This window comes from Pseudoalteromonas luteoviolacea, assembly GCF_018100925.1.
Lineage (GTDB): Bacteria > Pseudomonadota > Gammaproteobacteria > Enterobacterales > Alteromonadaceae > Pseudoalteromonas > Pseudoalteromonas obscura.
The window spans coordinates 722,458-744,623 of the sequence record NZ_JAGJEH010000001.1 but is presented as its reverse complement, the minus strand read 5'-3'; the positions used below and the strand labels follow the sequence as shown (position 1 = coordinate 744,623).

Sequence of the window (22,166 nt, the reverse complement as noted above, 5' to 3'; positions counted from 1 at the left end):
TTAACCACCTATTTTTCTCTAAAACATTGAACAAAAAAAGCCAAAAAAAGCAAAGATGCTTCAAACATATTTGTTACTAAATTAAAATAAAAATCAAACATTTATGCTTTTCACCTTTTGGATATAGTCAGTATTAAAAGTATCTTGCTGCAAACCTCATAAACCCATATTACATTGGCTTAGTGTGTTTTTTTCAACCACACCCTATAGGCGTTGTGCGCAATCTCAACAAATTCATGATAATGCAATATTGCCTAATATTATCACCATTAATATATCGGATTAAAAAATGCTCACACAAGTCAACATCCAACTCTGCGAAGTTTCTTACTATATCAGACAAAGTCAAGTTACAAACATCTCAGCCAAGAGAAAACCCCGAAAAAACCATCTACAATCAACACCTTAAAGTTATTTACAAGAATAAATGCTAAAAGCTTCCAACAGTGAACAGACAAGAATGAGTTTTAGCCCCTCCAGTATTAACAGCTTCACCTCTACCCGAGAATAGTCGATTTTAGCAAAGTACACCTAATAAAATTACCTATTAATTAAAGTTACAAGCATAGTATATAAAATAATTAATTTTCTATAGATTAACGCACACTTTATTAAATGTTTAATTATTTCACACTAAAACCAACCAAATTAACATTTGGCGTTGTTTTGGGATACTTTGATGTAATACCATTTCAAAGTTAATTGACCAATCTGGCTATAAACAACTGGGAATAAAGCTTTCTACAGTGCATAAAATCAAGTCAAAAACAATTTAACTTGTATGACTTGAATCGTATGAATTTTTGAAATTAGCTGCGTTACCTAATTTTATACCCATTTTTAATAAGACTTGAATTTGTATTCATGTAATAAAAAGCACATGCCAACTTTGAGTTTATTTATGAATATTGATCCATTAACAACTCCTTTTTATCGAGACACTGTTTTAACTTCTCAGTAGAAACAAATAAATAATAACTAATATAGTACGAGGTCAAATGAAACTACTAAAGTCCGTTTTATTGTTTTTGATTCTCAGTCAGTCGTGGAATTCATCCGCTTCTACGATAACACTGACAAATGCAAAAACTTCTCCCAACTATTTAAGTGGGGATGTCGATAAATTTATCGTGACAGAACCAAACAGTCACGGCATATCATACAATCGCCTTAAAAATTTCAACATCACGCGTCCTTTGTTAATGCTTGATCACAACTCATTACCGGGAATAACGCCAAAAAATCAGCTAAAAACAGTTGTGATACACGCAGACACAATTAGCTTGAACAGTGCGCTTTCTTTTGTGTCTGGCGATATTTCTGCAAATATCATATTCATCGTTAGCTCAGCAAATGGGTCCATTTCATGTACTAGCTGCTCGTTTAACGGATACCCACGGATCACACTTGCTGCGTCCACTAACTCCACCGGTCTATCTTCAAGTATGAGTAGTGTAGGCAATTTGACAAATACATCAGGCGGACAAGTTTCGTTAAATAACTTAAGTGCTCCTGATGCCGTATCCATTGAAACACACGCAAAAACAATTAGCACAGCAGGCAATATTCACTCTGTTTTTAGAGCACAAAAACAGGGTACCAATCACGTTGTCAGCGATTCAGGGTTAATTGGCGTTAATGGAGGTTTTAGCTTTTTTACAGGACCACTCACAGTCAATTACAATAACCATGAAGTTGTAGATGCCGATGAAACTGTCAGCTCAGTAAACTCTTTCAGTGGCAATATTCACGGTGCAGGTATTGCAATTGTCAGTGCTCGACCTGTCACAATTGCAAAAGGCACAAAATTATCAACACAATCTGATTTAATGGCATCGGGACATGTCGGTGATGATTTCTTCGTACCTACAGGCAACATAGATATTGTTACCACTAGTAAAAAGAGTAACCATGGCAAAGTCATTAATGCGGGCACATTATTATCTGATACTGGTGCAAATATTCTCAGTGGTGAGCACTTTGAGAACGCAGGAATGATTGCCAGTCATAATTCAGAAATATCAATTAAAGGCACGTTAAAAAATACTGGTTATATTGAAGTCGCAGGGAACCTAGAGGTAGGCTCAAAAATACTTGATAACCGCCGAGCACTCAATGCAACCAATTTAAAGGTATATGCTGAAGATGCTATTTTCAATCACTTAGGTGGTCGTATATTAGGTAATGTTGTCACTCTTGATACCAGCTATTTCATCAATGGTTCACGTCAAGAAGTCGCACCGAGTATTGCTAAAAAATCCGACCTAACTATTCAAAGTGACCTATCAGACGCCGCAGATTACGGTATTTACAACAGCAACGGATACAGCACGCCATCATCTGCTGTCAGTGAACTTTCAGCACATATCTCTGCTTCTGAATTGTCAATTAATGCGGCTCAAGTCGAGAACATCAACCCATACTATAGAGTTCGTCGCTCAGTCGAGATATGGGATGATAAAGTAGAACTGAACTATGCCAAATCACGACGTGTGAGCATCACAGCGCAAAACTCTATTAATATTTATGCGAGTAAGTATTTGCTAAACAGCAGCTCTATATTAGGTTTGGACAACCCAGGAACCTTTACAATAAATACCCCTGTAATGCAGAACGAGCGATATAGAGTAGACACCAAAGGTTATATTTTTGCTCGCAAAGAACAAAATAGTACTGAAGAAAAACACATTACACATGGGACCGAGTTAGAAACTCACATAGACGCGTTATCTCCTATGGCTATTTTATATAGCTTTGGCAGATTTGATTATTCGCCTTTAACTAGCACGTCATCAACTGTGTTCAATAACTTAATGAGCTTCATGCAGATTCATGGCCGCTCAAATTTCTATAACACCAATTTTGCTTCAATAGCGATTGTGGCTTCTTCAGAAACCAATGCTGGTACCTCTGTAAAATGTATTGTCACAGGTTGCGGCAATGAGAATTACCAAGACAACTACACACAAACTACATTCACCTCTTTCTTAGATGATGTTGACGGGTTGAGCTCAGAAATATTAGTTGAAACCCAAGTTAAAGTGGAAGATTTCTTACAAAAAAGTATCGACGATTATATTGCAGCATACACAAAGAAAGAGCAGGACGCTTTTGTTAACGCTGGAAACTTATTAACCACTAAATTCGGCAAAATGTTCTTCTACAACACTCGTGTAGACAAATATGATCACGGCGACATTTTGGTCATCACTATCTATAAATGCCGCTTGGTATTAGATGGAGAAGATTTCTATGATAAGCGCTGTTTTCCATCTGACCACTCAGCGGGGGTTACAAATATAGCAGCAGAGGCTGCGAAAGATGGTATCGTACCGGGAACAGAACAGACCGACGCACAAATTAAAGAAATGATCGCCATATACCAAGGTAATTTCAATGGTGCGGGTTCGGTACAACAGAGGTTTTATCACAACCCAAGTGAACCTGATTTAAGAACAGTTAATGGGTATTGGGGCAATTCATTTCCAAATAGCCGATACGATATAGCTCAAAATAGCAGCGGTAATATTGAAATTACATTCCGTTACTATAACCGTTTCTTTCACGACTTAGCGCGCACTCAATTTGTGACAGACGTTGTTAGCTATAACCCAAATCAACTCCACTCTAAAACAGTGCTTTACTCTACGTTTAAAAACGCTAAGCCAAAAACACCAGTTATTAGAGACATTGGCTACAACCAAAACACGGGTGCAGTTACTTTCAGCTGGTCGCCAGTATTGGTTCCAAATACTACTTATGAAATTGATTCGTCACTTGGCAGTGCAACCTCCACAGGCCTAAACCGAACTTTCTCAAAACGCAGTGACGGCACAATCCGATATAGAGTACGTGCTTGTACGCAATACAATGGCAATAAGTACTGCGGGAGTTACAGCGCGAACAAGACCAAAACTGTTGATTACGTCGGCGGCGGCAACGGTGGCGGAGGCGGCGGAGGTCCAATTGAGCCACCACCGTGTGAAGGCTGCTCTATTCACACACTACCAATCCAGTCAGCTGCTTCGTCAGGTAGTAATGAACAAGGAGGCAATTTAAAATGAATGCGCCTATGGATACAATGAAGCGTTCTTTATGGCACAGAGCCACTAGCTACGTTTTAACTTTATTTATGATGTTGCAGCTTACTATTCCTAGTGTTGCTGCGGCGATGACAAGTGCATCAAATGGACTCTTTCAGCAGGAATTATCTGCTGAGCAATTGTTTGCTCGCTCTGCGATACAAACATATTTGTATGAGCGCTCGAAGTATATTCCAAAACCACCAGGGAATTACGCAAACCAGACAATAGAAGAATTTCACTCTGTATTGCAGTCAAGCTACTTGCATCGTGTACCTAGTGAAATCGCTATTGATTGGATCCCGATAGCTGGCAATATCACTTTTTTTGTTCCTCAAGAAAGGACAATCTATCCACTAAACAAACTCGTTGGCGATAGCTTTGTTCAGCGCAAACTTATCGGTTCGCAAATCAAGCGCTTGATTGGTCGTACTTATTACAAAACTACGTTTACCAGCGAGCAGGCTCAAATCAGCCAGTTATATGCGAACGCAAAAACTGTTGCCAGTAAGAGTACTTTTAAATACCGGTTTGCCGATACGTTACCCGAGGGTATCGCCGATACGATGAAGGCGGACTTTATCTGGCCAGAACGTCGCTCAATAGGAGGTGAATACGTATTAGTGCCAGTTGTTCACCTACAAAAGGCTACCGTAGAAGACCGTGATACTGACGGTCAACATACTGTAGAGTTTAGAAAATCTAATGCAACTTTCAAATCAGCTCAGATCACCAATGCCGATATTAAATTGCAGCGCGATACTGTATTTACCACTATCAACGACTTGGTCATCGGTTCTAAATCAAGTATCAGCATCGACAATTCCGCGTCTCGTATTTATGCGGGTGTGAGCTTTTTACCTGACGCTTCAGGTAAAGTTCAAGGCGTAGCGACAGGAACCTTATACAACTATGGGCAGATAAACTCTGAACGGAACGTCGACATAGTCGCGGGCAATTATGTGCAAAAGACCTTTGTACATAGATTTAAAACAGTGCATGGTTACTCAGACTATTTAGGCTCTATCGCCTCTATAAATGCTGGTGGCAGTATTTCAATTAAAACATACGGCGACATGGAGTTTGCTGGCGCAACTGCGAATGCCAATGGTGGGAGTATTACACTTTCAGCTGACGGTAATATCATGATCGGTGCAGTCAAACTACAAAACGCAGCGAGCTTTAAAATTAGAGGTGGCCACAAGACAAAAAACGGCACTAACTATATTCAGTCTATGTTGACTGCAAAAGATAATATTAGTCTCTATGCGTCCGGTATTATCGAAATAATTGCTTCTGAGTTGCATGCAGACAAAGGCGTAATCGAAATTCTGTCTGACAACGGTATATACATTCTCAATGAATTTGATGAATACTCTGGCACCATGGACAGGAAGTGGGGTAAAACCACTGAGACTGAACAAGAATTTGAGACAATTGCAATCCGCTCTGTGTTAGACGCAGGCAAGGGCATCGTAATCAGTTCTGAATATGGTGACATCACATTAAAAGCTACCAAAATCACGTCAACTCAAGGCGCTGAAATAGATGCTTACAACGGAAAAGTGCATTTACTTCTGGCGAAACAGCAAGATCATTACTTCTACAACAAAGTGAAAAAAGGTTTCTGGAAAATAAAGACAGAAACTAAGCAAGATACAGTTGATACAGCCATATACAATGACATTATCGGCGGAGTTCGTGTTAATGCCACTGCTGGACTTACCTTAGAATTAGGTCAATACCAGGGCGAGTCGATTACCGATGTCGTAAATGGATTAAGCTCTACCAAGAGCCTCTCTTGGATGGCTGATATATACAACGATCCGAAATACGCTTGTCCTCCCCAGGCTTCGGCGACCACACCAGACGGTTTCTCTGATTATGCCTATGCAGCAATAGAGGCTGACCCTGACTTTAAACAGTGCAACAGCTTGCTTGATGTGGTTTATACGAAACTTGAGAAAGTCCACAAACACGAAAAAACAAGCAACTTAAGTCCGGCAGCAATGGCGATTATTGCAATCGCGGTATCGGTCGCAATGGGTCCTGCTGGCGCAAATTGGATTGGAGCGGAAGGTGCGATTGCACAAGCTGTTGGCCAAGGCACTTTTTCTGCCGCAGCACTTTCAGCGGGCGCAGCAACACTTGCGACTCAAGCTGCGACGAGTATTGCCAACGGTGAAGGGATAGATGGCGCTATCAAATCCATCACCGAAAGTGATAACCTTCGATCTTTGGCTATCTCTATGGTAACTGCGGGTCTTCTGCAAGAACTAGAGGGCATTAAATTCTTTGATAAAATTTTGCCAGACGCTGCTATAGCCAACGCCGATGAATTGATTTCTATAGGTAATCAAGCCGCTCAAGTTGTCGTGTCTTCAGCCGTTAGAGCTGGGGTAGAGACGCTTATAAGTGGAAAATCTCTTGATACGTTAGGCAATGCGTTCGTTAATTCACTCAAACTTCAAGCTATAAATGAAGTTGGTAAGGGGATTGCGCAGAATATTGAGAAAAGTAGTTTCAATGAAGCAATGAAGTATATTGCACATGCTGCTACGGGTTGCCTTTTAGCCTCAGTTCAATCAACTTCAGGTAGTAAATCGCAAGATTGTGCTGCTGGCGCTTCTGGTTCAGTTGCGGCTAAGTTTGTCGCCAGTCAATATGATCCTCAAGTAGATAAGCTCACTAAAGAAGGTGAAGATGTAGCTGCTTGGCTGCAAAAGCATGTCGGCGTAGATGCGGCCGGTATGTCTGAAGAAGAAATCAAGTACTACTATGAAAACAAAACAATCAGCCCATCAGAGCTCTATCATTGGACGCGACTTCGTGAGGCAATATCTGAACTCAATACACTACAAGCCCAGAGTGCAGATATAACTAGACTAATCGCTGGACTGTCTGCATTTGTTGCTAAAGGCACAGCCAATGCGATTAACTCTGCTGCTAACAACGGACAAGCTATTTCTCAAGGTTCTACTTTTAGAACAATGAGCCTTGAGTATAGAAGGGCGGTTGTACTCCTTGGCGCTCTAGAAGAATACGAACTACTGCAAGCTGCATTTTTAGAAACTTATACTGTTGGTGATTTGCTTAAGGATGGCGTTAAACTTCCTTCTGCATTTGATGATATTACGCTGGCCAATACTGAAATTTCAGGCGCTGAGGCTACACTCCTGCATGATATTGCTGTAATGGAAATCCTTTCTACAGGCACACCTGTACAAAAAGCCAAGCTTGTAGAAGAGTATGGCACGGTCGTAGCTACATCTTTTAACAACCTTGATAGTGAGATAATACATTTTAACTGGAAAGAGTTCGGACAGATGGCTGCCGCAGCTGGTGCAGTAAATGCGTTCATCGAAATGAAGTTAACGATTGACGCTTCAAATATGAACGAAGTAAAAGGTATCGATGCTGTTAGAGAGATATTCCAACATCGCTGGAATAGATATGTTGAGTACTTACCTCTCATTGAAGCTTTGGAAGAGTTTGGTGCTGCAGCTTTAATAGCCAAGCTTGGTACTAAAGTCGTAAAAGAAGCCTTAAAGCGCACAAGTAGAGAAGGAATTGTCCGAAGGTTTATACATAGAGAAGAGAAAAACTTTGTTCGAGAGTTAGTTGATGACGCAGAGTACTTGCTTAAGCATGGCGATGGCCAAACGCCGCTTGTCAAGAACAGAACCGCGATCGCTAAAGCTTTTATACCAGGTTCAACGGTCAACACTAAAACCGAAGCATTCTTCAATTTTACTGGTAAAGCTTCAGGGTTAAATAGAATAGTTTTACCAGATGGCAGTAATGGTATTAAGTGGGGCTCAGAGCCTCAAACACTGATTATTACAGATCATAATGCATATATGAAGCTCTTGAAAAAGAACTTCTACAAACAGGACGTCGAACCACTGCACCCTGTTTTAGAAACTGAAATAAGGCGTTATTTACAACACGCTCAAAAGCATGGAATTGCAATACCGTCAGGCAATGCAGCTGCCCCAGCATTGCACGCTGAGGTTAGGGCTGCAAACGCTATATTGCACAAATACCCACATATGGACCCCAAAAACTTTAGAATAGCCACCGTTAAACTAAAGGGTGACGATGCAGGAAAGCCATTTAAAGCCTGCCTAAACTGTACTGGTATTCTTGATAGGTTTAAAATACTTACAGGAGAAACAAAAGCAACAGGGGCACCATAATGTCATATTACGCGCCTATGGTTGTGTTGTCTGAGGCTCTATTGCTTAAAGACGACCGCGTTTATTATAGTGGAGTGCCCTTTTCGGGCATTGCATTATCTACGGAAAAGGGAGTTGTTACTCGCTTTCAATCGTATACCGAAGGGGAAACGAGTGAAGAACACCAATTTCCATATCAACAGTCGCCGTCCATGGGGATACTTGATGATTTATTGGATGAATATTGGGAGAGCTATCGAGTTTTAGAGTTTCAGGGCAAACCCTATACAGGTTATGTTTTTGTACCTGGACCTAATAGTCTAATCAGTGATATTGAGTGTTATGTTGATGGCAAAGCCGAGGAAGGTTGTTGTCAACACTTTAGCGACTCAAATGCATATTCTGATTTAGTTGTTAACAAAGGTAATATGCAACACACTTATTCTTGGAATTCCCCAGATAAGTTAAGTTCATACCGCATATCTACAATGGAGCGCCTAACTAGCATCGAAAAGGCAGGATCAATTAACGTGTATTTTTCTGGACCTGAGAATACCCTAAGTACCATAAATATTTGCGGTCGAGGCTACCAATTATTTGGTCTTAAGGAGCGTACTAGTGGCGAATTGTTTTACCTTGCAGATCTTCCTAGTTTAGAGCAACACATGGGGACTGGACCGCTGAGTATTGAGCTTTTCAATGTTCCTCCGGAAGGTTTAGGGCAAATTTGTAAACAGGTAAGTGAATGGTCAATTGATGAATTTAACATTTCTGATATGACTAGAGATTGCCTTAACACGCTATCACAGCACCAAATGCCAAAGGTAAAAGAGCTTGTAGCATACAATCTAATTGATATTACTGAGGCGGAACTTATCGAATTTAAAGAACAGTATTTTCCTTATGCTAACTTGAAGTGTTAACAACATGAAAAGTTAGGGAGCGTGAAAGTACACATGCTCTTTTCAATTCTTAGGCCTTACCAAATTGGTAGGGCCTATTATTTTGCATTGCTCAAGCTAGAACCTAGAGGCTGCAGGGCTATTTTACTCTTTTTTCGAACACTAATTAGTACCGGTGTTGTGATCATCCCAAGCCAAAATTGACACTTGTTGAATTAATCCATCAAAGAAAAAGCGCGCACCTTTTGCCGCAGAAGGTTCTGGATCTGCGCCAATCAGAATATCTTCATTATGTATCGTTACGGTACCGTTGTAGCTATCAACATGTCCAGATTGTCGATTATCTATCCACAAGTAAACACCGCCATTCCCGTCATAAGCGCCTATTAGAAAGTACGCGTCGGTTAAGTTAAGCTTTGAATTGGCACCCGAGATCCCTGTATTGTTTATATCGTAGCTCTTGTAGCGATAAGCGCCATTAACGTGAACACCGAACCTTATTTTCACTTGGCTCCCTTGTTTGACCAACTCTAGAGCGAAGCCTCCAGATTGTGATTTATTTACAATTGCCATTGTGCCCTCAGGCAGATTATTCAACTTATCAAAGTTGACATTCGCTGTGACTAAAAAACCTTCACCCTGGGCATTATTCCTGTTCCCAAGTGACAAAGCACGAGATGATAAGCCCTGGTTGCTTCTGAAGTCGAGCGAGCACGAAAATCTATCTTCTCCTGCTGAGTCAAACCATAGCGCAGGCGTACCATAACTGCTTGGCGTAGCCGGTATATTGACTAATTCATTTACTGTATTCTTGCCGCCAAGATAATTGTAAGAATAAGACACCTGACTATCCGATTGAGATTGGCAGCCTGCGGCATTCAAGTATGCGATTTGGTTTTTCTCTTCTATCACGTCTCGAGTAAGGTCAACTCGATATTCAGTGGTAATTTGGTCAACTTCGTTTCTAAGCGCAGCCGTCATAGCATCACCAAAGCGCGCCGGAATCGTAAAAATACCGACATCCAATCCTAGTGATTTTGAGTAACGAGTTGCACTCAATAGGTCTTTCATTTGAAAATTAAACTCTGCAATATGAAAATTATTGTCAGCGATTTGTTTTTTAATCTTTTGTTGCAGTGCTTTAATTGAACCTGCACCTCCCCAGTTTCTATCAATGTATAGAACTGAAAAACGCACATGGTTTCGAATAGACGCGTAGCGGTGGTTGTTGTTTAGTTCATTTTGAATTTTTGTCAAATAACCTAGCTTGTTTTGAAATGCTCGAAAGTAAATAGGGCGATGAGAAGCTGCATATTCAGGGTATTTAAGCAGAGTATCTAAAAATTCGGTCGTAAAGTTTTGCTCGTCTTCGGCTGTGATCCTAGTGATCTCAATAAATAAAGACGCCTTAGACCGTTTTAGTGTCGAATTGCTTAAAATTCCTTCCAAACTTGGCTGTGGGCTCTTGCATAAATTGGCTTCAACACCTTCGTGGCTAACGCATATGTTTGGAGAGTTATTTGTATTGTATGCAAGATCAAGCTCAATTAAATTGGCACCATTACTTAATGCTTTATTAATTTTTGAATTTGCCTGCCCCAAATTATAAACCTGGTTCCACGGCCCGTTATAACAGTTATGACAAGACACGGCGACCTTGTTTCCAAGTGGCGTAGTTGCTAGATCTGGTATTGCAGCAAAGCTGGACGCCACAGCTCGAAAGCCAAATACTAGAGAAAATACAAAAAGTAAAAAAAGCGGGATATTGATGAAGCGCAATTTAAAATCAGTTTGGTTTATTACCATTATTTTACATCTTATTTTTTGTTTAAAAAATGATTTTAATACATCACAAAATTTATACCAATAGACAACAACCAAAAACCCAAGATAATTTCATTATAAAAAAATTTACAATAGAGAATAACAGCTTGGTATATAACCAAACCGTAATTCATGTTTTTAGTAAATTCGTTGTTTAACGCATTCTTCGTGTAGAGATTAACCCTACAGACTTGGAGATCCATCTATTAAACCGAGCAGTTGCTACCTCACCGGTACACGTATCTTCTATGGTCACTCTATCAAGGTGCCAACCATGCTTGTCTCCAGAACCATCGCTTTTTATTGTCAGCGCAGTATTAGCCAATGAGCCATTGTTTCTGAGAAAGACATAAAAATCATTTACCGCGCCTTGTTCAAAATCATCTCTTCCAGAAACATCTAAACGAGCCCAATTAGAGCTTGCGCCTCCGCCCCAGTTTATTTGCATGTGTATTCTTGAGTCTGTACCAGCTCTATAAATATCTGAAGTATAGACATTTACGATATATTCAGCTTCTCTTCCCTGACAGAAAGACGCTCTTTCGTATGCTTTCCCGTCGTCACCATTACCGAATTTCAATACGTATTCTTGGATGTAAGCCTCTTCGTCTATAACTCCGTTTCTTAACATACTTTCTTCAAATGAAGATATGCTATCCGAGATTTTAGTGCCCTGGAAAAGCTCTTCCTGCTCTTTAGCAAAAGAACTAGTAGTTGAAAATAATCCAGCAAGTATAATTGATGTAACAATGTGTTTTACCATTTTAAATTTCCTTATTATTTAATAATCAAAACCAACCACCTAATAGTGATTAAAAATACATTAAAGAAATATGACAAGCAAAACAACCAGTGAAAACACATAAAAAATCAAAACAATTTCAATTTAGTTAATAAACAAACGATGAAAAATACAAAGAGACAGAGCAAGCCTATGATTTAGTGGTCCAATTTAATACAAAGATAAAAATTAAGTTAGATTTATTCCAATAGGCAGAAATATATATTTTTAAATAAAATATTTTTTTAGAAAAACCTTAATTTAAATCAATCAAAACCGTCTTCAATAGTACTCATGTGCAACTTCAACTTATACAAAAAAAGCCCATAATGGCCTAATGTAAAGGGCGCACATTATGCTCTAGAGCATATTAGCAGATGATGTCATTCGGGATGGAGAATCAACAACATTTCGTATTTTGAAACGAACGTTAAATGCCACTTAATTAAAATCTATAATTATTATCCAAAAAGGAGGAGATTACACGTTCAAAAGCTTAGTGAAGCATTAAAGAACGACCTTGTGATTATAATTAAGAAAGTAAAATCACCTTTAATTTTAAGTCTTTTATCAGACACGCTATTTTCTATTCAGCTATGGGTGAGTATTTTATGGAAAACTGGCGACAAATAATACCCGATGAACAACAATAGAAAGTGTATTCATATCAAACGCAATGCGGTTAATCAAAGTTCTTAAAAAAAGTGCTAACAAGTTAAACTTTTGCAGCATAAGATAAGCCGATACTGGGCTTCTAAAGATGAGATAGTCACTTATTACAATAGGGGTTAATTCACTGCTTGTTCTAATATGAAAACCTAGCATTTTCACTGACAGTGCCAGAAAGTAGTAAATACAAAAAGACCTGAATTCAATGAGCTAGAATTCAGGTCTTAAAACTCGCTTACAGAAGCTAGATTGCTTTAATCAGCGACTTTAGTTAGAAGGCTTAAGTTACTTGCTCTCATCTTCTGGTAATGTAACGTTCAATTCCAATACAGCTAGATCGTCTTCATTTTGCTCAAACTGAACGTTCACTGCATCTGAGTCTACTTTAACGTACTTACTGATCACCTCTAAAATATCCTGCTTTAGCTGTGGCAGGTAATCAGGGGTGCCACGCTTAGAGCGTTCGTGTGCAACAATTATTTGCAAACGCTCTTTGGCTAGCGAAGCGCTGTTCTTTTTTTCTGAACGGAAATAATCTAATAGAGACAAATTAACCTCCGAATATTCTTTTCAGTAAACCTTTCTTTTCGACATTAAGGAATCTAAAGTCGATAATTTCACCTAGCAGCCTTTCAATTGCATCGCTATATGCTTGGCCCGCATCAGATTCACTGTCTAAAATGACTGGTTGTCCTGAGTTAGAAGCATTTAACACTGATTTAGACTCAGGAATTACACCAAGCAAGTCAATCGCCAGTATTTCTTGCACATCTTCCACTGACAACATTTCACCAGTAGACACTCGCTCAGGATTATAACGAGTCAACAAAAGGTGTTCTTTTACTGGCTGTTCACCTTGCTCTGCGCGCTTTGACTTACTTTGCAATATGCCAAGTATCCTGTCTGAATCTCTCACAGATGACACTTCAGGGTTCGTTGTGACGATCGCTTCATCTGCGAAATATAAGGCCATCATTGCACCAGCTTCAATACCAGCAGGGGAGTCACAAATGATAAAGTCAAATTCTTCTTTTAGTTCTTCTAGGACTTTTTCAACCCCTTCACGAGTCAAAGCATCCTTATCGCGAGTCTGAGATGCAGGAAGAATGAAAAGCTTTTCTACTCGCTTATCTTTGATAAGCGCTTGGTTTAGGTTTGCTTCGCCGTTGATTACATTTACAAAATCATAAACAACGCGTCGCTCACAACCCATTATTAAATCGAGGTTACGTAGGCCAATATCAAAATCGATGATGGCTGTTTTATAGCCTTTCAGTGCTAGCCCCGTACCAATTGCTGCACTCGATGTAGTTTTACCTACGCCACCTTTACCGGAAGTTACGACAATAATTTTTGCCATTAGATTTATCCTTTGACCAATGCTGTTAATTCTAAAGATTCGTTTGTTTGGGTTATCTGACATGGATTACCCCAAAATTCTCCTTGCAGAGAATCGCTTATCCAGTAACTGCCATTTACAGATACTAGTTCAGCTTCTAATTTTTGACAGTAAATACTCGCCGAATCATTGCCTTGCGCTCCAGCAATAGCGCGTCCGCGCAATGTTCCATAGATATGAATATTTCCATCAGCAATAACTTCAGCGCCGTGACTCACTGCGCCGATGATGATTAAGTCTCGATCTTTTGCATATATTTGTTGACCAGACCTAACTGTTCCATTGACAACTTGCGCTGGCACATAGACATGCTTTTCAACGACTTCTGTTTTTGCGTTAGATGCAACAGTCGGCGCAACATCTTTGGTGTAGTTTAGAACTGACATACCAATAGACTTAGCCGTTTCGTTCTGTTCCTCGCTGCCGTTGCAAATTCCAACTGGATTAAGTGACAACTCACTTAAAATAGACTTTAAATCTGAGAGTACCAAAGGTTCACTTTGAACTTCTGCAAGATTAATGACAATAGGCGCACCTTTGAAAAACTTAGGCGCTTGAGAAATTTTTTCACTTAACTGTGCTTTAACAACACTTAAGTCAGCGTTTAAAAGTTGTAACACCGACAAAGTGAAAAGGTTCCCCTTAAGTTCAAAAGATTGTGTAGACATAAGCGCTCAAATATAACTGCGTACTCTTTATTAAATCTTATTTTGACCCCGTACTGTGTACGTTTGAGAGCAGCAAAACTTTCCAATTATTGTATATGTCATGGTATAGTGCTGCTCTAAGATAAGCAAGAATTTATAGGGTTATAATGCTAAGTGCAGTATACAAAAGTAGTAAAAAAGCCGACACCTACCTTTTTATTGAAAAAAGAGACGATTTCAGCAAAGTTCCAGAGCCTTTAATGAACACTTTTGGCACCCCATTATTTGTAATGTTAGTTGATCTTGCTAAAAGAGAAAAACTTGGTGTTGCAGATTTGAGCCTTGTTAAGGAACAATTAACTGAACAAGGGTTTTACTTACAAATTCCACCACCTGAAGAAAACCTTCTAGACGAATTTAAAAAACGAAATGGAGCAAAGAGTGACTAAGACATTCAAAGTAATACTTACATCTCTGTGTTTTTCGGCTTCTGTGAATGCAACTACAGAAGCTGATTTTGATAAATACGTACAAAAACTAAAATCGGAAGCCATCGCAAAAGGTTATGAACAATCTTTAGTAGAATCAGCGTTTGCAACAGCAAAATTCAAAAAGAAAGTAATCAAAGCAGACAAAACTCAACCAGAAATTGTCGAGACGCTTGAAACATATTTGCCAAAACGCGTTCCTGATTGGAAAATCAAACGTGCAAGAAAACTGTATAAAGAAAACAAAGAACTTCTAGATCAAATTGAAAGAGATTTTGGCGTACAAGGGCGTTTTATTATCGCTCTTTGGGGCCTTGAAAGTAGTTTCGGACGAGTTCAAGGCGGTTATCCAGTTATAAGTTCACTTGTTACCCTCGCATTTGACGGCAGACGAGAAGCATTATACAAACGCCAACTTTGGGCCGCACTGGACATTTTGCGCGATGGTCACATTGGCTTAGATAAGTTTAAAGGTTCATGGGCAGGTGCAATGGGTCAAACCCAATTTATGCCGACCTCGTTCAACTCTTACGCTGTTGACTACAACAAAGATGGCCGCAAGGACATTTGGACAACTAAAGAAGATGCCTTTGCCTCTATTGCAAATTACCTAAAAAGTGTTGGATGGAATAATAATTTGACTTGGGGCCGTCAAGTCAAGTTACCTGAAGGGTTTTCTGAAAACTATGTGCTACAACGTGGCACCCGAAATCACAGCCAATGGCTTGAGTTTTTCAAGAACTCTGAACGCTCTTTATCCGATTGGCAATCACTCGGCATCAGACGCACAGATGGTACCGACTTACCCAACGTAAATATTAGCGCTGCGCTTGTAATGCCTGATGATATAAATGGCAGAATGTACTTAGCTTATGATAATTACAAGGCATTGATGAATTGGAACAGAAGCTACTACTTCGTAACAAGCGTTGGATACCTCTCCGATAGAATTGGCTATCCAAAGATTTAAATTTATTCGAAAAAAAGCAGCTTTAAAGGCTGCTTTTTAGTTGGGCTGATATAGCGACATTAATAATAAGAAAGCGCCTCTGTTTTTCCCCAAAACACCCTGTATGAAAAAATTGTGTAGCCGATAATTGCTGGAACCACAAGCACCACACCATACAACATGAATGTCAAAGCAGAAGCATCCGCTAACGATTCATAAATTGTCAATTGATTTGGAACCACGTAGGGGTAAAAACTATATAACAGGCCAAAAAAGCACAGCAGAAATATGAAAGTTGTGATCGCGAATGGCTTCCAACTGCCACCTATCCATTGTTGCATTTTGTAGTTTGCCAGCAACCTATCTTGATAGATAAATAGCGCAATACAAGCAAAAGGCACTGGCAATTGTAACGTCGATAGCTCATCGCCAAACCATTTATCTGCAACAAAGTCATTGATAAGGGGATTTATAATTGAAACAGCTACCACCCCTAATAATGCAACCAAATTGAATTTTCTACACCATCCAACCGCTTTTGCTTGCAAACTATCTGTAGTTTTCATTACGAGCCATGCGGAGCCAATTAAACCATATGCCGAGACAACCCCAATGCCACTAAGTATTGCAAACGCATAGCTTTCGAGGCTTGAATCAAAAGACATCACGTATAACCCAAGCATAAACCCTTGCGAAAATGCTGTTATGACACTCCCTAGCTTAAAACTAATGTCCCATGCATCCTGATACTTTGTTTTTGCTTTTGCCCTAAAGTCAAAAGCAACGCCTCTCAAGATCAAACCTAGCAACATAAGCGCAACCGGTAGATACAGCGCTTGCAAAATAACTGAGTGAGCCAACGGGAAGGCAATTAATACCAAGCCTACAGCTAAAACTAACCATGTTTCATTTGCATCCCAAAAAGGGCCGATTGATGCAATCATGGTGTCTGCTTGTTCTTTGTTATCAGGCGGTAGCAAAATACCAACTCCGAGGTCGTAACCGTCGAGTATTGCATACACCAAAATCGCCAATGCCATTAAGGCACCATAAAACTGCGCCAAAAACTCCGTACTAAGCATGTTGTTCTCCTCGCATTGGTGGATTAAGCTCGTATTCCTCGACCTCAACGGCTTTATCGGCGGTATAAAATAAGGTCTTGATGTAGGCTGCGAGTAACAGTGCATAAATACAAATGTAACCAATCAGGGTGTATAACACATGCTCTGAGGGAACTTGTGTCACCAATTCATCTATTTTTACTAAACCTTGAACCATGTAGGGCTGTCGACCGATCTCGGTAACATACCACCCAGCGAGTGTGGCAACCCAACCAGAAAACGTCATTACAACCAATGCTTTTAGTTGCCAGCGAGGCAGATCTCCTGTTTTAAACAAGGTAAATCTTGCGACAACCGAAATCAGGATCATAAGCAAACCCAACCCAACCATAACTCTAAAACCATAAAAAACGGGTTTAACAGGCGGGTGCGCGCCTTTAAACTCATTCAAGCCTTTAATTTCACCATCTAGTTCATGAGTGAGTATCAAACTTGCTAGATTCGGAATTGCAAGCTCAAAGTGATTTGAACGGGTCTCTTCATCGGGAATAGCAAATAATAGGAGTGGTGCTCCTTTTTCGGTCTCCCAAACACCTTCCATCGCGGCAACTTTTTGTGGTTGGTGCTCAAATGTGTTTAATCCGTGAAGATCCCCTACAAATGCCTGCAACGGAGTTAAAATGACAGCGACCGTAAGCGCAACTTTTAAGGTTAACTTTGGCGCATGTTTGTGGTCGTCCTTCAGTAGACGATAAGCGCTTATTCCAGCCACCAAAAACGACGCTGTGATCCCGGATGCAAGTAACATATGGGACAAACGGTAACCAAAAGACGGATTAAAAATGATGGCAAACCAATCTTTTGGATAAAAAACACCATCAATAATTTCGTAACCAACTGGTGTTTGCATCCAGCTGTTTAAAGAGAGAATCCAAAATGCAGATATTGAAGTGCCAATAGCAACTACAATGGTGGAAAACGTGTGAACAGCAGGGCTGACACGCTTCATACCAAATAACATAACTCCCAGAAATGTCGCTTCCATAAAGAAAGCAGTCAGAACTTCATATCCCAACAAGGGGCCAGCAATATTGCCTATTCGTTCCATAAAACCTGGCCAGTTAGTGCCAAATTGGAACGACATGGTGATACCACTTACCACACCAAGTGCAAAGGTTAGCGCGAATATTTTCACCCAAAACCGATAAGCCCGGAGCCAAACGGGCTGGTTTGTTTGAACATATCTGACTTTAAAAAAAACCAAAAACCAAGCAAGCGCTATGGATATGGTCGGGAAAAGTATATGGAAGCTTATATTTGTCGCGAACTGAATTCGCGACAGCAATAAGGTATCAAGCATGACACACCTCTGTTATTTACGACTTTTTCAATAACTTGTCCTTGAGGTCGATCACCTTACTTACCGATGAACCAAGTTTCATCAATGATTGCAATTGTTCAGGTGTCAACCTCTGCAATTCCGCCGACCATTTCGTTACTGTTTCTAACAGGTCATGGATGGATTGCATTTGCTCCTGAGCGTACTTTTCCTCTGGCGTATTAGCGGTATCAAGTATTTGGTCGCGTAATAACGTCAGAGTAGGGTCTATTTCTCGCTTACGTCGTTCTTCGAACACTTTGTTAGCAAGGTCCCATATTGTACCGTTCGGCGCATAATATTCTTTTCTATCGCCGGGGATATGTTGAACTTTTACTAGCTGCCATGATTGCAACTCTTTGATCCCCATACTGACATTGCCTCGGGAAATCTTTAAGGCTTCTGCGATTTGATTCGCAGTTAGCGGGTGCTCATTGATAACGAGTAACCCCACCATTTGCCCAATGGTTCTGTTAAATCCCCAACGACTGCCCATTTCACCGCAATGGAGCACGAAGTTTTCGATTTTTGGTGATAAATTCATAATTCTAAACGTTCAGTAATTATTGAAAGTTAAATATACAGAGGTAATTGACTCAGATCAACTGAAGTTTCACTTTTTTCTGAAACTTCACAAATAGTTTATACAATAAACTTGGATAATCGAGTTAGTACCTAAAGCCAGACTGTAATCTAGTCGCTTTTCACGTATTTGTATATTGCCTGATGAAAATCTTTTAAAAGTTTCGATAAATAATGAAACTTCGGCACTTGATTTGCGCATTTAGTAGCCACATTGTTATAGCCTCCAAATGGTTACCCTTTGACATTGCTCTACGACGGCGATGAATGCACCATGCGACTTGAAAATAAAAAGGCTTGATCATATGAAAAAGCCTTTGGTAGTTGAGATGTAAAGGTAGGTTTAAGACTGATGTTTTCCAACTTCCCAGTTGTTTTGTTTTAATAAAGTCTCGCCAGCGTCAATTGCTCCTGACTCTAATGTAGTACCCATAGAGTCGTTCCAACGATTAAGGTAGCCAAATAGAGATATCACACCGAGTAGCTCAACAATTTCGCCATCATCCCAGTATTTTCTCAGTTCTGTTTGAATAGGTTCATCAACGGCATTAGGTACACTCGAAGCAGCCAACGCAAATTCAAATGCAGCCTTTTCACCATCTGTAAATACGTCTGACTCTCTAAACTGCCAAATTTGAGCCAATCTAGAGTCCGTACCACCATATCGCTGTGCAGCTAAAATTGTATGCGCTTCACAATAGCGGCAACCGGTATTTGCACTTGTAATATAACCAACTAGCCTTTTAAGCTCAGATGTCACGCGCCCATGGTTTTCCATGACTGCTTTATTTAAGTTTATGAATGCGCGTGCAATTGCAGGTCGAATTTGCATCGTGAGTACACTATTAGGGCAAAAGCCTAGTGTTTCATTAAAGAATTTCGCAAGTTCAGTTACTTCCTGATCGTGGTCTTGAGATAAAGGGGTAACTAAAGGCATAATCAGCTCCTGTTAAATTTATCATTTGTTGCATATGCAACATAAAATACTCCTGGAGAAACTAGTTGTCTAGTGATATTTCATATAAAAATGCATTAAAAAACAGATTAGAAAGCTTCGCGCAAGGCGACAATAGACAAATACTGTCTCTAGAAAACCATATTCCGTTTCAAGTTGCTGTCGTCAGTAACCTACTTTCTATATCCAGAGATCCGATAATTCGTAGTCTGACTGATTTGGATACGAGGGAACTGCGCATACTGGTTAATATCGGATCATATGGTCCAATTACTGCGTCAGACATCGCATACCAAACGAGGCTGGATCCTTATTCAACAACAAGGGCTATCGCAGCGCTAATTAAAAAGGGGCTCGCTCAATATGTACAGGGGCAAGAGCAAACCCGCAGTAAACCAGTCGAACTATCAGAAGAAGGTCGGTGTATATACGCAAAGGTCACAGCTCACCTACAAAATCGAGAAGAAAAATTACTCGAAACATTAACGCCAGATGAGCAAAGTACGCTGAGGCAGCTGCTACAGAAGTTAGAAATTAATGCAGAAGCAGTACTCGCTAAAGAGGTGCAACATTGTGAATCTGTCGGTGACTCAGTCACACGTGATCACAAAGAAATTGTAAGGTGGCACAGTCGCACAACCAAAAAAGATACGTAACAACATAAATCTGTTTCGGTAACATACTTTTTGCACATTTGATGAACAAGCTAGTTATTACATCATCAAGGGGCGAAAATATGAAATATAAAAACCGAATAGGCCTGGGTGCGTTAATCTTTTTAAGCGTATCCAGTTTTCAAATACAAGCAAAACCCAGCCATGAACCGCATAGACCGAAAAAAGGGCATGCAAAGCAGTTGGTTCAAATCCAAACAGCGGTTGATATTCAATTGCAGGAGATCGTAGCTGGACAAAACCTGAGCTCGACGATCCCCGAACTATCCGCGTTGCCGCATATATCAGAGCCAATACCGCAACTCGGTATGAAGCTTTTCTTCAGCAAAGCGCTCGGTGCAGAGAAGACTGTGGCATGCGCTAGTTGTCACCACCCGAGACTGGGCGGAGCTGATGGACTATCTTTACCGATTGGTACCAACGCCGTCAATCCAGATATCATCGGCCCACTTAGATTAACCTCTGATACAATTAATATTCCGAGAAACTCGCCGACTATTTTCAATGTTGGACTCGCTAATTCGAGTTTATTTTGGGATGGGCGAGTGCAACGTATAACCACTACAGATACCTCTGGAACCGAGATCTCAGGAATAACAACACCAGACTCCGGTTTTGGTATTATTGATGAGCGGGTAGGCAATGACCTTGTCGGAGCTTTATCACGCTTCCCAGTGACCTCTAGAGAGGAAATGCGCGGTCAGGCTTTTCCAAATGCGCTCGATAACCAGTCTGTTAGAGAACACCTCGCCCAACGCATAGGTAACTATGGCGAGCTAGCTAATGAACTCGATAAGAATGAATGGCTCAAGGAGTTTAGACAGGCATTTAATAGCAATGACGCTTCACAGTCCTTAATTACATTCGATAGTATTGCGTTTGCACTTGGACAATATCAAGCATCTGTAAACCTAGTAAACTCTCCATGGCATGATTATTTGCGTGGAAACCAAAATGCGATGACCCAAGCACAAAAGCGCGGCGCAGCGCTATTTTTTACGCAAATCAGTGATGGAGGTGCGGGGTGCGTAAATTGCCATGGTGGCACCCGATTTAGTAATGATGGGTTTTTCAACCTTGCATTTCCTCAGTTTGGTATTGGTTTAAACGAACACAATTCAGATGAAGGGCGGTTCTTAATTGATTCTGAGCAGAGGAATATGTTTGCGTTTAGAGTACCTAGCTTGCTAAACGTCGAGCTAACAGCCCCGTATGGACATTCAGGCGCTTACGAAACACTCGAAGAAGTTGTTGCACACTACGTTGACCCACAAAGTGCAATTAGTGGTTTTTTTGAAAAGGGCGGAGCTTGTGGCCTGCGACAATTCACTCAAGATCAACATTGCCAGTCACTCAACAATAATGCGCTGGAAAATAGCCAAACCGCACTAAATCTATTGCAATTATCTCCATTTGTCGCGCCACCGTTGAATACAAACCAACAAGCAGATCTCGTCGCATTTTTAAAATCACTCACCGACAAATGTGCCAAAGACTCACGCTGTATTAGAAGATTCGAGCCAAGCCCTAGAACACCCGATCCAGATAATCTAAGGCTCAAGGTCCAAAATATAATATTAGGACGTACGTAACAAAA

The 22,166-nt window shown here is 40.3% G+C and carries 16 protein-coding genes; 7 read left to right on the top strand and 9 right to left on the bottom strand.

The features are described 5' to 3' along the window. Positions 1-998: 998 nt before the first annotated feature. Genes J8M00_RS02820 through J8M00_RS02810 form a run of 3 tightly spaced genes read left to right on the top strand, consistent with a single transcriptional unit; the run spans position 999 to position 9,183 of the window. Positions 999-4,064, top strand: coding sequence for a hypothetical protein (locus J8M00_RS02820; protein ID WP_211008843.1), 3,066 nt, complete (start codon positions 999-1,001; stop codon positions 4,062-4,064). Next, entirely contained in the window at positions 4,061-8,281 is a 4,221-nt protein-coding gene (locus J8M00_RS02815) for a DUF637 domain-containing protein (RefSeq protein ID WP_211008842.1), read from the top strand. The genes J8M00_RS02820 and J8M00_RS02815 overlap by 4 nt, the downstream gene beginning before the upstream one ends. Then, positions 8,281-9,183: a hypothetical protein gene (locus J8M00_RS02810; RefSeq protein WP_211008841.1), complete on the top strand. Its 903-nt coding sequence runs from the start codon at positions 8,281-8,283 to the stop codon at positions 9,181-9,183. The genes J8M00_RS02815 and J8M00_RS02810 overlap by 1 nt, the downstream gene beginning before the upstream one ends. A gap of 141 nt (positions 9,184-9,324) precedes the next feature. On the opposite strand, the gene J8M00_RS02805 is transcribed toward J8M00_RS02810, so the two are convergent. From J8M00_RS02805 to minC, 5 genes are all read right to left on the bottom strand, one after another. After that, entirely contained in the window at positions 9,325-10,968 is a 1,644-nt protein-coding gene (locus J8M00_RS02805; RefSeq protein ID WP_211008840.1) for a hypothetical protein, read from the bottom strand. Positions 10,969-11,140: 172 nt separating this feature from the next. Further along, entirely contained in the window at positions 11,141-11,617 is a 477-nt protein-coding gene (locus J8M00_RS02800) for a PLAT/LH2 domain-containing protein (RefSeq protein ID WP_211008839.1), read from the bottom strand. A 1,104-nt stretch (positions 11,618-12,721) separates the two neighbouring features. Continuing rightward, on the bottom strand, positions 12,722-12,985 hold the full coding sequence (gene minE / locus J8M00_RS02795) for a cell division topological specificity factor MinE (protein WP_023399188.1): 264 nt from the start codon (positions 12,983-12,985) through the stop codon (positions 12,722-12,724). A 1-nt stretch (position 12,986) separates the two neighbouring features. Further along, a complete protein-coding gene (minD, locus tag J8M00_RS02790) occupies positions 12,987-13,796 on the bottom strand; it encodes a septum site-determining protein MinD (RefSeq protein WP_023399187.1) in 810 nt (269 codons plus the stop codon). 5 nt (positions 13,797-13,801) lie between these two features. Then, on the bottom strand, positions 13,802-14,503 hold the full coding sequence (gene minC, locus J8M00_RS02785) for a septum site-determining protein MinC (protein ID WP_211008838.1): 702 nt from the start codon (positions 14,501-14,503) through the stop codon (positions 13,802-13,804). Between the two features lie 146 nt (positions 14,504-14,649). Here minC and J8M00_RS02780 point away from each other — a divergent pair, with 146 nt between their 5' ends. Both J8M00_RS02780 and J8M00_RS02775 read left to right on the top strand, forming a co-directional pair. Next, a complete protein-coding gene (locus tag J8M00_RS02780) occupies positions 14,650-14,931 on the top strand; it encodes a YcgL domain-containing protein (protein WP_211008837.1) in 282 nt (93 codons plus the stop codon). After that, a complete protein-coding gene (locus J8M00_RS02775) occupies positions 14,912-15,940 on the top strand; it encodes a lytic murein transglycosylase (RefSeq protein ID WP_211008836.1) in 1,029 nt (342 codons plus the stop codon). Before J8M00_RS02780 ends, J8M00_RS02775 begins: the two co-directional genes overlap by 20 nt. A 59-nt stretch (positions 15,941-15,999) precedes the next feature. On the opposite strand, the gene J8M00_RS02770 is transcribed toward J8M00_RS02775, so the two are convergent. The 4 genes from J8M00_RS02770 to J8M00_RS02755 all read right to left on the bottom strand — a co-directional run bounded on the left by J8M00_RS02770 (position 16,000) and on the right by J8M00_RS02755 (position 19,877). Then, on the bottom strand, positions 16,000-17,001 hold the full coding sequence (locus tag J8M00_RS02770) for a cytochrome d ubiquinol oxidase subunit II (protein WP_211008835.1): 1,002 nt from the start codon (positions 16,999-17,001) through the stop codon (positions 16,000-16,002). Then, on the bottom strand, positions 16,994-18,340 hold the full coding sequence (locus J8M00_RS02765) for a cytochrome ubiquinol oxidase subunit I (RefSeq protein WP_211008834.1): 1,347 nt from the start codon (positions 18,338-18,340) through the stop codon (positions 16,994-16,996). Before J8M00_RS02765 ends, J8M00_RS02770 begins: the two co-directional genes overlap by 8 nt. 16 nt (positions 18,341-18,356) lie before the next feature. Continuing rightward, a complete protein-coding gene (locus tag J8M00_RS02760; protein ID WP_023399180.1) occupies positions 18,357-18,902 on the bottom strand; it encodes a GbsR/MarR family transcriptional regulator in 546 nt (181 codons plus the stop codon). 381 nt (positions 18,903-19,283) lie between these two features. After that, positions 19,284-19,877: a carboxymuconolactone decarboxylase family protein gene (locus J8M00_RS02755; protein ID WP_023399179.1), complete on the bottom strand. Its 594-nt coding sequence runs from the start codon at positions 19,875-19,877 to the stop codon at positions 19,284-19,286. Positions 19,878-19,942: 65 nt separating this feature from the next. Here J8M00_RS02755 and J8M00_RS02750 point away from each other — a divergent pair, with 65 nt between their 5' ends. Together J8M00_RS02750 and J8M00_RS02745 are read left to right on the top strand one after the other, a co-directional pair. After that, on the top strand, positions 19,943-20,551 hold the full coding sequence (locus tag J8M00_RS02750) for a MarR family winged helix-turn-helix transcriptional regulator (RefSeq protein ID WP_211008833.1): 609 nt from the start codon (positions 19,943-19,945) through the stop codon (positions 20,549-20,551). Positions 20,552-20,631: 80 nt separating this feature from the next. Beyond that, entirely contained in the window at positions 20,632-22,161 is a 1,530-nt protein-coding gene (locus J8M00_RS02745; protein ID WP_211008832.1) for a cytochrome-c peroxidase, read from the top strand. The last annotated feature ends 5 nt before the right edge of the window (positions 22,162-22,166 follow it).